This is a genomic window from Wolbachia endosymbiont (group A) of Volucella inflata (genome assembly GCF_947250665.1).
Lineage (GTDB): Bacteria > Pseudomonadota > Alphaproteobacteria > Rickettsiales > Anaplasmataceae > Wolbachia > Wolbachia pipientis.
This window is the reverse complement of the sequence record NZ_OX366338.1, coordinates 1,357,192-1,371,086: the sequence shown is the minus strand read 5'-3', so window position 1 is coordinate 1,371,086 and position 13,895 is coordinate 1,357,192. Positions and strand designations below refer to the sequence as shown.

Annotated in this window: 11 protein-coding genes, 1 tRNA gene and 2 pseudogenes; 4 read left to right on the top strand and 10 right to left on the bottom strand. The window is 35.2% G+C overall.

The genetic code is table 11. The features are described 5' to 3' along the window. Positions 1-45 precede the first annotated feature (45 nt). Positions 46-1,554 (top strand): protein translocase subunit SecD, encoded by a 1,509-nt coding sequence (secD, locus tag OOK85_RS07000; protein ID WP_264703029.1) that lies wholly within the window; start codon positions 46-48, stop codon positions 1,552-1,554. Here the strand turns inward: secD and OOK85_RS06995 are convergent. Continuing rightward, positions 1,551-2,336 carry an enoyl-ACP reductase FabI gene (locus OOK85_RS06995; RefSeq protein WP_264703027.1) on the bottom strand — a complete coding sequence of 262 codons (786 nt, stop codon included), beginning with the start codon at positions 2,334-2,336 and terminating at the stop codon, positions 1,551-1,553. The genes secD and OOK85_RS06995 overlap by 4 nt on opposite strands. A gap of 721 nt (positions 2,337-3,057) precedes the next feature. After that, positions 3,058-3,810: an IS5 family transposase gene (locus OOK85_RS06990; RefSeq protein ID WP_264703025.1), complete on the bottom strand. Its 753-nt coding sequence runs from the start codon at positions 3,808-3,810 to the stop codon at positions 3,058-3,060. 436 nt (positions 3,811-4,246) lie between these two features. Here OOK85_RS06990 and OOK85_RS06985 point away from each other — a divergent pair, with 436 nt between their 5' ends. After that, positions 4,247-5,173: a ribose-phosphate diphosphokinase gene (locus OOK85_RS06985; RefSeq protein ID WP_182365918.1), complete on the top strand. Its 927-nt coding sequence runs from the start codon at positions 4,247-4,249 to the stop codon at positions 5,171-5,173. Further along, complete coding sequence (gene gatC / locus OOK85_RS06980) at positions 5,163-5,516, top strand: Asp-tRNA(Asn)/Glu-tRNA(Gln) amidotransferase subunit GatC (protein ID WP_264703019.1); 354 nt, start codon at positions 5,163-5,165, stop codon at positions 5,514-5,516. The genes OOK85_RS06985 and gatC overlap by 11 nt, the downstream gene beginning before the upstream one ends. 312 nt (positions 5,517-5,828) lie before the next feature. On the opposite strand, the gene OOK85_RS06975 is transcribed toward gatC, so the two are convergent. The 8 genes and pseudogenes from OOK85_RS06975 to OOK85_RS06940 all read right to left on the bottom strand — a co-directional run. Continuing rightward, positions 5,829-7,091: a Tol-Pal system protein TolB gene (locus tag OOK85_RS06975; RefSeq protein ID WP_015588777.1), complete on the bottom strand. Its 1,263-nt coding sequence runs from the start codon at positions 7,089-7,091 to the stop codon at positions 5,829-5,831. 5 nt (positions 7,092-7,096) lie between these two features. Further along, positions 7,097-8,731, bottom strand: a complete 1,635-nt coding sequence (locus OOK85_RS06970; RefSeq protein WP_264704223.1) for a ribonuclease J — start codon at positions 8,729-8,731, stop codon at positions 7,097-7,099. 208 nt (positions 8,732-8,939) lie between these two features. Continuing rightward, positions 8,940-10,058 (bottom strand): molecular chaperone DnaJ, encoded by a 1,119-nt coding sequence (dnaJ, locus tag OOK85_RS06965; protein ID WP_264703015.1) that lies wholly within the window; start codon positions 10,056-10,058, stop codon positions 8,940-8,942. 82 nt (positions 10,059-10,140) lie between these two features. Beyond that, positions 10,141-10,218: transfer RNA gene (locus OOK85_RS06960), tRNA-Arg, on the bottom strand. Positions 10,219-10,281: 63 nt separating this feature from the next. Then, positions 10,282-10,917 (bottom strand): hypothetical protein, encoded by a 636-nt coding sequence (locus OOK85_RS06955; RefSeq protein WP_264703013.1) that lies wholly within the window; start codon positions 10,915-10,917, stop codon positions 10,282-10,284. Beyond that, positions 10,918-11,229, bottom strand: coding sequence for a hypothetical protein (locus tag OOK85_RS06950; protein ID WP_264703011.1), 312 nt, complete (start codon positions 11,227-11,229; stop codon positions 10,918-10,920). It abuts the gene before it with no gap. A gap of 222 nt (positions 11,230-11,451) precedes the next feature. Further along, positions 11,452-11,763: pseudogene (locus OOK85_RS06945) on the bottom strand (nuclease/transposase family protein); the annotation flags it as partial. A gap of 492 nt (positions 11,764-12,255) precedes the next feature. Continuing rightward, a pseudogene (locus tag OOK85_RS06940) lies at positions 12,256-13,056 on the bottom strand (IS110 family RNA-guided transposase); the annotation flags it as partial. Positions 13,057-13,134: 78 nt separating this feature from the next. On the opposite strand from OOK85_RS06940, the gene OOK85_RS06935 reads away from it, so the two are divergent. Beyond that, a complete protein-coding gene (locus OOK85_RS06935) occupies positions 13,135-13,887 on the top strand; it encodes an IS5 family transposase (RefSeq protein ID WP_264702259.1) in 753 nt (250 codons plus the stop codon). Positions 13,888-13,895 lie beyond the last annotated feature (8 nt).

Below are 13,895 nucleotides of genomic sequence, written 5' to 3'. Positions count from 1 at the left end.
ATTTTTAACTTACAATCAATTATTACAATTTTAAACCTACAACTTATGTACAACAGACTTATAGTCAAATCTTTTTCAGTATTATGCATCTGTTTATTTGCTTTATACATAACACTGCCAAATTTCTTTGATAATAAGCTTTTTATTTCGAAAAAAAGAATAAACTTAGGCCTTGACCTGAAAGGAGGGGCATCTTTGCTTTTAAACATAGACTTAGACTTCTATTTTAAGGAAAAGCTAAGCATGCTAGCTAACGAAATAAAAGAGACATTGCTAACAAAAAATATTGAATCTAACGTACAAAATAGCGTTATAACTTTAAATAATATTGATGATTATAAAAAAGCATCTGTGTTGATTAATGCGATAAATCCAAATTTAGAGCTAAATAGAAAAGATTCTTCGATTCTCATTTCGTATAAACCCCATTATAAAAATTCTTTGATCAGTGAAGTAGCTGCAGAATCAATAAACAATGTCCAGCGCCGTTTGGACAAACTTGGCACAAAGGAAGTCAGCGTTCAAAAACAAGGGCAGAATAAAATATTAGTGCAGGTGCCTGGAGTAGAAGATACCAAGCAGATAAAATCTCTGCTTGGCAAAACTGCTAAGCTAGCTTTTCATTTGGCAAACACTAACATAGCCAAGGTGCAGGATATAGACCATGAAACCACTGTCATGCTCAAGGATTCTTTAGGTAATTCTTATCCAATATTCCGCAAAACTGAAATAGGTGGTGATTCGCTGGTTAACGCATCAGTTAGATTTGATCACTTAGGTAAACCAACAGTGCATTTTAAATTTGACAGCATAGCGAGTAAAAGATTCGCAAAAATCACTAAAGAAAATGTGGGAAAACCTTTTGCAATTGTTCTGGATAACACAGTCTTAACAGTACCTACAATACGTGAGCCAATTTTAAATGGAGAGGGAGAAATTAGCGGTAATTTCACTGAAAAACAAGCAAGCGAACTTGCAATACTTTTAAAATCTGGAGCACTGCTAGCACCACTTAAAATAATTGAAGAAAAAAACATTGGCCCAAGTCTTGGAGAAGAATCAATAAAGGCAGGGGAAATGGCAGCAACAATCTCTATTATAGCCGTGGCTTTATTTATAATCATCACTTACGGCAAATTAGGTGTATTGGCCTCTGTTGCACTTTTTTCTAATGTACTTCTTATATTATCAATTCTCACTCTGCTTGAAGCAACTCTAACTTTACCTGGAATTGCCGGTATTGCACTTACTGTTGGTATGGCGGTGGATGCAAATGTTTTAATATTTGAGCGAATTCGTGAGGAAATCAAATCTGGCAAGAGAGTGGAACGTGCTATTGAAGAAGGGTTTAAAAACGCTATAAAGACAATACTGGATTCAAATATCACTACATTAATTGCTGCAGGAATAATGTTCATTATTGGCAGTGGAGCAATAAGAGGCTTTTCTGTCACTCTATCAATAGGAATTTTATGTTCGATGTTTTCTGCAATCACAGTCACAAAACTCCTGATAGAGTTGTGTATGAACCCGAAGGAACTAGTGCTTTGTTAGTCAACTACCTTCATTCCCACAACGTTATATCCTGAATCAACGTGCAAAATTTCTCCAGTAGTGCCACTACTTAAGTCGCTTAATAAGTATAACGCTGCCTTGCCAACATCCTCTATTGTAACATTGCGTCTGAGCGGAGAGTTATTTCTATTCCATTCTGATATGGAGTGAAAATCGCTTATTCCAGAAGATGCTAAAGTTCTGATTGGACCAGCGGAAATTGCATTTACTCTGATATTTTGTGGCCCGAGATCACATGCTATATATTTTACACTTGCTTCAAGTGCCGCTTTACATAAACCCATAACGTTATAATTTGGCATAACTTTTTCAGCGCCATAATAAGATAAAGTAAGTAAATTACCACCATTTGACATCATTTTTTCAGCCCTTTGCGCTAAAGCAGTAAAAGAATAGCACGATATATGCATTGCATTGAGGAAGTTATCCAGTGAAGTATTGACATATTTACCATCTAACTCATTTTTATCGGAGAATGCTATTGCATGCACCAAAAAGTCAAGAGTACCCCATTTTTTCTCTATTATTTCGAAAGCGTTATCTATGATTTTTTCATTTGAAACGTCGCAGTGTAATATTAGCTCCACATTTAGTTCATCTGCTATTGGTGATAGTTTTTCTTTTATTATTTCATTCTGGTAGGTGATTGCAAGTTCTGCTCCGTGCTTTGAGAGAGTTTTTGCTATACCGTATGCTATTGATCTCTTATTTATTATTCCGGTTATTAATCCCTTTTTGCCTTGTAATAGACTTGTCGTCATAGAACTATCTGTTTTTTTATAATTTGGAATATTAACTAGGTAAAGTCAAGATATCACTATGTTTTAAAATATTTTTTGCAGTAACTTGAAGTCTATAAACAGTAATCTTGATTCTTCTACAACAAAGCCATCTCATATGACATTTTGCCTATACCCAATTAAGCATATTAATAAGTAAGTAAATCTTAATATAATCTTATTATACTTATAAATACGCTGTATAGAATGAAAGTATGGATGATTTCATAACTGCAAGAAGAAAAGATGATGCTGTGGTATCTGTTTGTCAGGATAATAAGAAAAAAACGTGTTAATTTTAGGGCTCAATCAAGCCGCAAGGAATTTGTTAAAATACGAGGAAGGGAATTTACTTAATAAGCCGTTAATCAATATTTTAAGTGCAAGAGCAGCTGACAACATGAAGAATTATTTAGAGTATACCGAAAATGGGCACGATTTACTTGATATATTACCTAAAGTGATAGATTTTTCCTTAATTGATGCTAAAGGAGAAGATATCAGGACAAAAGTAAAAGTTTTCCGCACTGCACAATTTGCCAGTAATAAAATAAATTATGAGCTATTAATACGTGATATCAGCTTGTCTCATAAATTGAGAATGTTTAGGGATAAATATCTAATGGGTAAAAAATATAAAAACCATGACTTATTCGATATACCGGGCAATGAGTCCACTATTCTAGGCTCTGTGGACAAAATTTTAGAGAAGCCATACAAGAGCTCCAACAAAATTGAGAAAACCCATAAAAACCTCAGCAGTTTTATCAAATCTGGAAAAAATGCGCCTAAAATTTTTAATTTTACCAAAAAAACACTCAATCAAATGACGTTCTTTGTAGATATGCTCATCGTAATACCTTTGCACTTTTCGATTCCATTTTGGCGGAATAACTACTGTACATCCCTTGTCTTCAAGACTTGTAACAAAGGCATTGCTATCGTAGCCCTTGTCAGCTACTACAGTAGAGTTATAGATACTTTCGGTCAACACTTGTGCCTGCGTAATTTCATTTCTTTGACCAGGAGTCAGAGTAAATTTAAGTGGATTTCCAAGTGCATCGACAAGCGCATGTATTTTAGTTGTAAAGCCACCTTTGCTCCTCCCTAAAGCTTCTTGATCCTTGGAGTTTTTTGTATATCCAGATGAACATGGATGGGCTCGGATGATCGTACCGTCGATTATAGCAACTTCTAAATCAGGCTCTTGTTTAGTATATTCAAGCAATTTTTTCCAGACATCTCTTTCACACCATCTTTTAAATCGCTTATGTATACTCCTGTAATTACCATAAGTTTTTGGTAAAAGTCTCCATTGGCAACCACTTCGCACTATGTACCACACTGCCTCTATGAATATTCTTAAACGTTTTTCATCTTTGCTGTGCATTCCTTTTACGCTTTTTATGAACTCTAAAATTTGTTTCCAATTTTCCTCTTTGATATAATATTGCATATGGTAGTTTCTCCATTTTTTACCTATTAGGCTAAACTACCATCTTTTTCTCTCTTTTCATATTTTTTGTCCACAGAGCCTAGACAGAGCAGAAAGTGCAGAGGTAGCACCTCCAATTAAGCAAAGAGTATAAAGCTTTTTATAAAGCGATTATAAATTTCAGTAAGTTGCAGAGGCTCTACAATGGGAAGTGTAGTATGTTAGCAGATACAAATGACTAGATAAATTATATTTCATTAAAGTCATTTATCTTGAAACATAAGCAGGATTTTGTATAGTTGTTTCAATTTGGGTCTGTATATTGAAACAACGCGTGAAAATGACAGGTCATTGTACAAGAGGTACCTAATTCACCGACAAGAATGCTAGATAAAGACACTTACATTTCAATTATTTCACAATTTTTGTATAATCTTAAAAACTCAATTAGTGCGTTATGAAGATAATAATAGGTAATGCTAGTAAGGAATTAGGGGAATCAGTAGTTAACCGGCTAGATGTTCAACCATCCTCTGCTTGGATATCAAAGTTTACCGATGGCGAGGTAAATGTAGAAGTAGCAAATGATCTATATAATCAAGAAGTATATATAATACAATCTCTTTCTCCCCCTGTGAATGATAACCTTATGGAGCTTCTGCTCATAATTGATGCAGTAAATAGATTAGGAGCCAAAAGGATAGTAGTAATTATTCCTTATTATGGATATAGCAGGCAAGATAGAATTATCAAGAACAATAATGTGCAGTCTGCTTTAAGTGCCAAATTAGTTGCAAATCTTATTCAAACTGCAGGTGCAAGTAGTGTTGCAGTTATTGATTTGCACTCAAGTCAAATTGAAGGATTCTTTGATGTACCGATAACTAATTTGAACTGCTTTGAAGCATTTGTTGACTCTATACACACAGAAAATTTGGCAATTGTTGCACCTGATGTTGGAGCAATTGGCAGAGCACGTGCTTTTGCAAAGACTTTAGAGGAAAAGTACAAGATAGGGTTAAGTGATAAGATTATTGTAGTAGATAAATATAGGGAGAGAGCAGGCACATCTCAAGTAATGAACATAATAGGAGAAGTTGCGAATAAAAATTGTGTCATTGTTGATGATATAGTTGACTCTGGTGGAACGTTGTGTAATGCAGCTCTTGCTTTAAAAAGTTACGGAGCAAAGTCCGTAACTTCATGCATCACACACGGTGTGCTTTCAGGAAGTGCAGTTGAGAAAATCTCTTCCTCTTCTTTAGATAAATTAGTGATTACGGATACCATACTTCACAAACTTGAAAAAACTGGTAAAATAGAAGTTGTTTCGGTTGTAAATATTTTAACTCACTTCATCCAAGGAGGTAGAAATGCCAGCTAAGTCAACAGAAGATGTTATTACTTCACTAATAGAATTTGCTAATAAGAGAAAAATAACAATTACCAAAGAAGAAATGCTTAAAATTGCACAGCTTGTAAGGATTAAGTTATCAAATGACGAGATTGATCACTACTCCAAAGAACTGACAATGCTGGATTGGATACATGATACTTTATTGCAAGTTAATACTGAAGGTATTTCTCCTATGCGTTATGGCAGTATAGACAAGGACATTCATGTACGCGATGATGTTATAAATTCTCAAAACATTAAAAAAGAGATATTGTCCAATACAAAACCTGAGCATGGGTATTTCGTAGTGCCAAAGGTTATAAATGATTAAGGTAAAATAAGGCTCATATCAAACCTATAATAGATCGTATCTGTTCAGCAGAGTGGCAAAATAAGGTAGACGAGAAAAGACAACTATAGGAACAAATGGGTGTCATCCCAGTGCTTGACACTGGAATCCAGTCCTTTTGCACAGTTCCATCAAAAACGTTGTAGAGGATTAACCGCTTTCGTGTTTACCAACTTAGTGCCCAATCTGGATCCCAGTGTCAAGCACTGGGATGACAAGAAAGGGAGCACTGGAATTTTTGTTTCAGTATTTGTACATTAGCCATGCATCTGAACAGATACAATAAATCTACTTTCAAAAATAAGACCAATCCGGTAAAGAAGCATTTGTGGGAGTGGAAACCATTTTTTGATTTTTCTTTACTAAGTCTACTAAATATAGTTTAGAGTTGCTTGGTGATTCTGTTCTTGTAAAAATGATTTCTCTACCATTTGGTAGCCATGCCGGGGATTCAATTTTATGCCCCTCTGAAAGCAGACGTTCTTCTTTGCCATCTGGCTTCATAACTCCTATGTAAAATTTTCCTGACTGAATCTTTGTAAAAGCTATCAGATCTCCTTTTGGCGACCAAACAGGCGTAGCATATCTTCCACTTCCAAAACTAATTCTTTTAGGTTTTTTACTTTTGTTAGTAAAATCGATAACGTACAGTTGCTGACTCCCACTTATATCAGAACTAAAAGCCATATACTTTTGATCTGGAGAAAAAGAGGGAGAAGTGCTTATAGCTGAACCTTTAGTAATTTTTTTTGTTCGTTTACTACTTAAATCCAAAGATAATATATTCGTTTCACCACCCAATGAGTGGGAAATTAAAAGAGATTTACCATCGGGAGAAAATCTTGGTGCAGAAACAACTCCTTCAAATGCGCTGATTATTGATTCAGTGTTATCTTTTAAATTTTTTAATATTATATAACTTTTACCATTTGCGTACGAGATATAAACAATACCCTTTCCATTTGGTGAGAATCTCGGTGTTGACACAAATCTATCGCCATTTGTTAAGTATTTTATATTACTTCCATCTTGATTCATCACAGCAATTTTACGCACAGATTTGTAGTTGCTATCTTTTTCTTCAGCGATATACGTGATTTTTGTGTTGAAGTGCCCTTTCTCACCAATTAATCTATCATGTATCACATCCGAAACGAGGTGACCAATTTTTCTCCAGTCTTTTGCTGGAAAAACAACTGACTGAGTAAGTAATTCTCTTTTTGTAAAAGTGTCAAATAAACGAAATGATAGCTCTAATGCACTACCAGATATTTCGCTTAAACTTACTGTGACTACAGTATCGCTTTTCCAAGATTTAGATTCAGCTTCCGCGCCACGTTTTACATTAAATAAGCCACAATTAGATAAATTTGTTCCTATTACCTTTGCAATATTTTCGCTTAATTCGCTTTCCAACGCTGTTTTACATGTACATTTAGATACAACAAGACCAATGTTACCAACACTGCTTTTTTTTATATCAACATATAAAGCAGCTTTTGTAAAATAAGGAATAAATAACGAAATAAATAACACCAGATGAACGAATAGCTTCATTCATTTCATACCTGTTCTATCTGAACCTCAATTATAGGTCTTTTTAGTAAATATTCCTTTAAGATACTCAATATTGAACTTTCAATCTTATTTTTAATTTTTTTTGTTGGCTGCAAACTAAACAACGACTCAACTTTCTTGACAATTTTCTGTATGGTAGCTGCATCTTCTAGCACTTCAAAAACACCAGGTACAAATACTTTTGGTTTAGCAAGCAATTTATTTTTCTTGTTTACAACTGCTGTTACCACAATAACTCCGGCATCTCTCATTCTTTTACGCATTTTTATAACACTGCTCTCCGGATGACGTAGCAACATACCATCAATACCAAAGTAGTCAACATCAATTGAATCAACCTTTTCTCCGTTCTCCAAATTAACAATATCACCTGGTGCAATCATTATTGCTTTTGCCACACCGCACTCTTTAGCAAATTTTACATGTGCATGCGTGTGAATATATTCGCCGTGAACTGGAATAGACATCTTCGGTTTTATTAAAGAATACATTTCCTTTAGCTCTTCTCTTGTTGGATGCCCAGAAGCATGAACATGCTCTGTTTTTTCAGTGATAACTTCTACCCCAATCTCAATAAAGGCATTGAGCATGTTGTGCGCACGAGTTTCATTTCCAGGAATGATTTTTGACGAAAAGATCATGGTATCACCTTGCTGCATTTTAAATGCTTGATGACTCTTATTAGCAAGCCTTGAAGTTGCTGCCAGTGGCTCACCTTGACAACCTGTGCAAAGTAGCACCAGTTTTTCCCTTGGAAAATTTACTGCTTCCTTTGCTTCAAGAAACTGAGGAGAATCAGTTAAATAACCACTATCTTGCGCAACTTTCACTATTCTCCATAAAGATCTACCAAGTAAAACTACTTTTCTATTTAGTGCTTTTGCAGCTTGGCTTATCGTTTCAATTCGTGCCACATTTGAAGCAAATAGCGAAACAGCAACTAATTTTTTAGACCGCTTTATTATGTTATAAATATTATTATAAATTTCACCTTCTGACTCAGGGTGATGCTTGCTTAATATATTGGTTGAATCGCAAATTGCTGCAAGCAGGTCACCTTTATCGCCAATTTCTTTTAGGCGCTCCATATTAGAAGTTAATCCAACAACAGGTTTTGGATCAAATTTCCAGTCTCCGGTATGGAGTGCACTACCCATTTCAGTGCTAATTAATATTGAATTTGCCTCAGGAATTGAATGAGTTACATTTATAAACTCGATGGTAAAAGGACCCAAATTTGTGCTGCCATTTATGTCCACCTCTTTCACAGGCACTATACCTTCCAATCGAGATTCTTTTAGTTTCTCTTTAAGAAAATTAACCGTAAACTTTGTTGTATATATGGAGCACTGCAACTCTTCCCACAAGTGGGGCACTGCACCGCAGTGGTCCTCATGCGCATGTGTAATTATTATTCCAAGTAAATCTTTTTTTCTTTGAGCAATAAAATCTATATCAGCAATGAGCAGCTCAACACCTGGCATAGTTTCATCTGCAAAACCAACACCAAGGTCGATCATAATCCACTTACCTTGGTAATGATATAGGCTAACATTCATCCCGATTCTTCCTACTCCCCCAAGCGGAAGAAATAAAAACTCATTTTTGTTTATATTCATTAAATTTAAATTATTAAAACTTGAGAATAGCAAAACTTCGACCTTAAATAAAGAAATTTATTGCTTTTACATAGTTTTAAGGAACTAAGAAGTTTCTGTTGGCTAATAATAACACTATTGTTAAGTTTTCCATTAATAAGGTCAAAGAATTGCAGGATTAAATGAAAACCCGTAAACAGTTATCCCTTTATGTCATTTAGCAGATTTCTTATTTTTTTTTTACTTTACTAAAAAACCCTTCAGATTGCTGTTGTACACTTGCATTTTCCTCTTCTTCAAGCGCTTTTAATAGTTCAATTTGCTTTTTAGTTAAATTTTTTGGATTTAAAGTCTCAACTATTACCTGTACGTATAAATCACCACGAGCATGTGAGTTCATATATGGCATACCCTTTTCCCTACAACGTAGTTTGGTACCAGTTTGAGTGCCTTCAGGGACCTTTACTTTTATTTTAGCTCCATCAATTGATTGAATATCGATTTCACCACCAAGCACTGCTAGTGTCATTCTTATAGGCACTTTACAATGTAAATCTGCTTTATTTCTAGCAAAGATTTTATGGAAAATTATTTTCACGTATACGTATAAATCTCCACTTTTTCCACCTTTTGTTCCAGCTTCTCCTTTACCACTTATCCTTACCTTAGCTCCTTCTTCTATGCCTTTTGGAATTGAAACGGATATATTTACTTCATCTCTTCTACGTCCACTTCCACCACATTTCTTACATTTGTTTTGTATTATTTCTCCTTCCCCATAGCATGTAGTACATGTTCTTTCGATGGTAAAAAAGCCTTGTTGAGTTCTAATCCTACCGCTCCCCTGGCATGTGTGGCACTGAACTGGTTTAATTGCTCCTTCGCCACCTGTGCCTTGGCATGTATCACATTTTACATTTGTCACATAATGTATAGGCGCTTGTATTCCTTTAAATGCATCTTCTAAGGTAATTTCAAGATCATAACGTAGGTCTGCTCCAGATACTCCTGTTGCACTTCTTTTTGCTCTCGATCTACTTGCACCACCACCGAATCCTCCACCAAAGAAGTCATTGAATATGTCGCTAAAATCTCCTGCAGAGCTAAAGCCTTGAAATCCACCAGAAGCACCTTCGTGGCCATAACGGTCATAGCCTGCCCTTTTCTCAGAGTCAGACAGAACTTCATATGCAGCTGTTACTTCTTTAAATTTTTCCTCTGCTTCTTGATTGCAAGGATTTCTATCAGGATGATATTTTAATGCTAATTTTTTATACGCTTTTTTTATCTCATCAATACTGGCATTTCTGCCTACTTCCAGCAGATCATAGTAGTCTTTTTTGCTCATATATAATAGTTTAGTGCTTAACCTTTAAAGATAGGTATTACATATATTAATTTCAAGTGTGACTTCTGTTTCCTATAAAATGTGGTGCACCCTGAGCGACTTGAACGCCCGACCTTTTGATCCGTAGTCAAATGCTCTAATCCAACTGAGCTAAGGGTGCTTTCACAAAGTTAACTTTAGCAGATTTTGTGGCTTGATTCAATTAATTTGGCTAAAAATAAAACTATTTATTTCTATCATACGTGAGCCCCTCACAATTCTCAAACTGCCGTTTCGCATTAAGATTATCAAATTCACTACAAGGAGGAGCAGTTGGAGTAGTATTAGGATCTTGAGAAAAGTAAGGAGGTGGTGCATCATAACGAGAAGAATCTCCATAACCATGCCCTTGTCTAAGACAGCTATCTACCGCTCCTTTAGCTTTCTCGATATTTTCTGATTCTTCCTCATGCTTCATATGAAAAGCTAAACCACCAGCAAAACATACGAGAGAATTAACGCCAAGGATAGCTAAACCCCACACTGGTAAGACTGGGTAAACAGCACAAGCTACCAAAGCTGCCAAAGAAACAACGCCAACCGCAAATTCTATATTTCTGAACGTTTTAAATTTACTATCCAGGTAATCTATTTTTTCTTCTTTTCTAGCCACTTTTCTGCTGCTGTTATACCAAAAACACATACCAGCATGGAAAGCAACACACACAACTGCAGCTACTATACCCAAAGCTAATAGCTTTCTACTGTCTTCTGATTCTTTTTTATTCTCTTTTCTCCCTTGATGAGTGGTATTACCATTGTTAATATTCGTTATATTATTAACCGTAGTGTGACCACGTCCACCGAATAAAGAATCCATTCAGCATTGTAATAGCAAATAATCCCAAAAGTCTAAACCTCTATTGTGTACATGTATATGTGTAATCTGAGAGCCTGTAGGTTGTGCGTTATTCCCTGCGTTATATTGATCATTTCTGCTTCCTGTATCGTGCCTATTGCTTGAATTTGGATGTGTAAATTTTTCATACGCATTTTTAAAATTCTCCTCACTCCAATTTGTGGTATTTTGCGTATTACAAAATTGTAAAAACTCTTTAACATCACTGTTACTACCAGATTTCTTTATATAGGCTAACGCATACCTTTTTAAAACACTATAACTTGCTACCATAAATACCCTCTTAAGTTAAGATTAAATTAATAAATACTTACTTACTTATTATAACAAGATAACATCTAATTGTCAACTTGAGCCTGATTCAAGTATCCGTTCAGAGTGCGGCAGAAGAACTTATTCAAATAAAGTAGGTGGTAAAATATAAACATTTTATAAAGTGAAAAATGGACTTTTCAGACCACTGCCGAGCTAAAAAAGCCCTGAAAACCGTGATACTTAGGCCACTTCTTGCTTAAGCTGTACAATTTCAGCTTGAGAAAGGCCAGTGGATTCAGCTATTAAATTAACAGATACACCAGCTTTAAGTAAATTTTTTGCAACTTCGATTTTTCCTTTCTCTATACCTTCCTCAAGTTTGTATTCAAGAATGGCTTCTTCCTTACGTAGATCCATTATTCTTTCTTCATATGCTACTAAATCTTTTTCATTCCAGCTAAACCTGTGTAATTCATCGTAGGCTAACTTTATTATTGGTGCTTTTTCTGCTATTTTCCTTAAGTCTTCTTCCGTAGTTTCATCTGCATATTGTTGTCTAAGTGAAGAAGGTCGCCCCTCCTCACTCGACTTCAAAACCGTACGTGAGACTTTGCGCCTCATACGGCTTCTCTCCAATTTGGTGCTTTTCATGCACACTTCCTGTGTAATTCATCGTGACAATGTCCATGTAACAAAGATAAGTTTTTGATCATATTGTTTCGTCTATTCCGGTCTTTGTGATGTATTTCTATTGTATCATCACTTTTAAACCATAGTCTACAATTATCACATTTACTTTGTTGTAACTTCAATAGTTTTATTACTCTTAATGGCTTATCTGGTATCAACTATGTTTTTTAAAAATTTTTTTATTTGTGTAATTTTGCAAATTATATGGGCAATAAAAACCCGTTTGTCATAGAAATAGAATTTTATATCAAACAGCTACCACAGCAATTTCTGCTTAAGCTAATGAATATGTGCTTTAAGTCTGTGTGGACGCACATATTCATTAGCCGATTTCAGTTACCGTTGTGAAGATTTTTAAGTATGCAAATTAATTGCTTCTTTAAGTCTTGTATTAGCAATTACTATAATTTTAAGCATTAGGGCTGTTATAGCCACCATCTTCTTCTTACCACTTTCAACAAGCTTAGAATAAAAGGCGCCAAGTATAGATTTTGACCTTGTAGCAGCCATAGCGGCTGTAAAGAGCTTTGAACGAACGTTACTTCTACCACCTGTAATCCTTCGGTAACCAACAGCTTTACCACTTTCTTTTGGATGCGGTGCAACTCCGGCAAGACTTGCTACTTCTTTTCTGTTTAAGTAACCAAGCTCTGGCATTAAACACAAAAAATCTTGTGATAACTTTTTACCTATTCCAGGAACTGTTTTAAGAATTTTTTGGCGTTGTTGTAATTCGCGGCTTTCATCAATAATCTTTTGTATAGTATCATTGAGTTCGTTTATTTGACTATCGAAAAACTCAATGGTCTTTTGACAGCTTTCTTTTATATGATCATTTTCCGGTGCTTCAAGTCTGCATTTTTCTTGAGTTCTCATTTGCGTAATATCATCACGACGTTGACAAAGTGCAGCCAAAGTTGATTGTTCTGTAGAGGTAGGTACAAATAGAGAGATAGTTCTATGGCGTTCAAATCCATATTGAGCAAGAGCTCTTGCATCTGATCTATCAGACTTTGCTAAAGTTCCGTGAGATAAAATAAAGCTTTTTACTTTACGAGTATTAGCTCGATGCACGGCAATATTTTTGTCGGTAAGAAAATGTGATAAGCCAAGCTCATATTTCCCTGTATTTTCTAAAGTCACTAAAGCATTAGGCTCTGTGGACAAAAAATATGAAAAGAGAGAAAAAGATGGTAGTTTAGCCTAATAGGTAAAAAATGGAGAAACTACCATATGCAATATTACATCAAAGAGGAAAATTGGAAACAAATTTTAGAGTTCATAAAAAGCGTAAAAGGAATGCACAGCAAAGATGAAAAACGTTTAAGAATATTCATAGAGGCAGTGTGGTACATAGTGCGAAGTGGTTGCCAATGGAGACTTTTACCAAAAACTTATGGTAATTACAGGAGTATACATAAGCGATTTAAAAGATGGTGTGAAAGAGATGTCTGGAAAAAATTGCTTGAATATACTAAACAAGAGCCTGATTTAGAAGTTGCTATAATCGACGGTACGATCATCCGAGCCCATCCATGTTCATCTGGATATACAAAAAACTCCAAGGATCAAGAAGCTTTAGGGAGGAGCAAAGGTGGCTTTACAACTAAAATACATGCGCTTGTCGATGCACTTGGAAATCCACTTAAATTTACTCTGACTCCTGGTCAAAGAAATGAAATTACGCAGGCACAAGTGTTGACCGAAAGTATCTATAACTCTACTGTAGTAGCTGACAAGGGCTACGATAGCAATGCCTTTGTTACAAGTCTTGAAGACAAGGGATGTACAGTAGTTATTCCGCCAAAACGGAATCGAAAAGTGCAAAGGTATTACGATGAGCATATCTACAAAGAACGTCATTTGATTGAGTGTTTTTTTGGTAAAATTAAAAATTTTAGGCGCATTTTTTCCAGATTTGATAAAACTGCTGAGGTTTTTATGGGTTTTCTCAATTTTGTTGGAGCTCTTGTATGGCTTCTCTAAAATTTTGT

What these genes read in the sequence shown, in the direction of transcription:
- OOK85_RS06955 (WP_264703013.1), bottom strand. Translation starts at nt 10,917, where the DNA reads ATGGATTCTTTATTCGGTGGACGTGGTCACACTACGGTTAATAATATA.
- OOK85_RS06975 (WP_015588777.1), bottom strand. Translation starts at nt 7,091, where the DNA reads ATGAAGCTATTCGTTCATCTGGTGTTATTTATTTCGTTATTTATTCCT.
- OOK85_RS06935 (WP_264702259.1), top strand. Translation starts at nt 13,135, where the DNA reads ATGCAATATTACATCAAAGAGGAAAATTGGAAACAAATTTTAGAGTTC.
- OOK85_RS06985 (WP_182365918.1), top strand. Translation starts at nt 4,247, where the DNA reads ATGAAGATAATAATAGGTAATGCTAGTAAGGAATTAGGGGAATCAGTA.
- OOK85_RS06990 (WP_264703025.1), bottom strand. Translation starts at nt 3,810, where the DNA reads ATGCAATATTATATCAAAGAGGAAAATTGGAAACAAATTTTAGAGTTC.
- secD (WP_264703029.1), top strand. Translation starts at nt 46, where the DNA reads ATGTACAACAGACTTATAGTCAAATCTTTTTCAGTATTATGCATCTGT.
- OOK85_RS06995 (WP_264703027.1), bottom strand. Translation starts at nt 2,336, where the DNA reads ATGACGACAAGTCTATTACAAGGCAAAAAGGGATTAATAACCGGAATA.
- OOK85_RS06970 (WP_264704223.1), bottom strand. Translation starts at nt 8,731, where the DNA reads ATGAATATAAACAAAAATGAGTTTTTATTTCTTCCGCTTGGGGGAGTA.
- dnaJ (WP_264703015.1), bottom strand. Translation starts at nt 10,058, where the DNA reads ATGAGCAAAAAAGACTACTATGATCTGCTGGAAGTAGGCAGAAATGCC.
- OOK85_RS06950 (WP_264703011.1), bottom strand. Translation starts at nt 11,229, where the DNA reads ATGGTAGCAAGTTATAGTGTTTTAAAAAGGTATGCGTTAGCCTATATA.
- gatC (WP_264703019.1), top strand. Translation starts at nt 5,163, where the DNA reads ATGCCAGCTAAGTCAACAGAAGATGTTATTACTTCACTAATAGAATTT.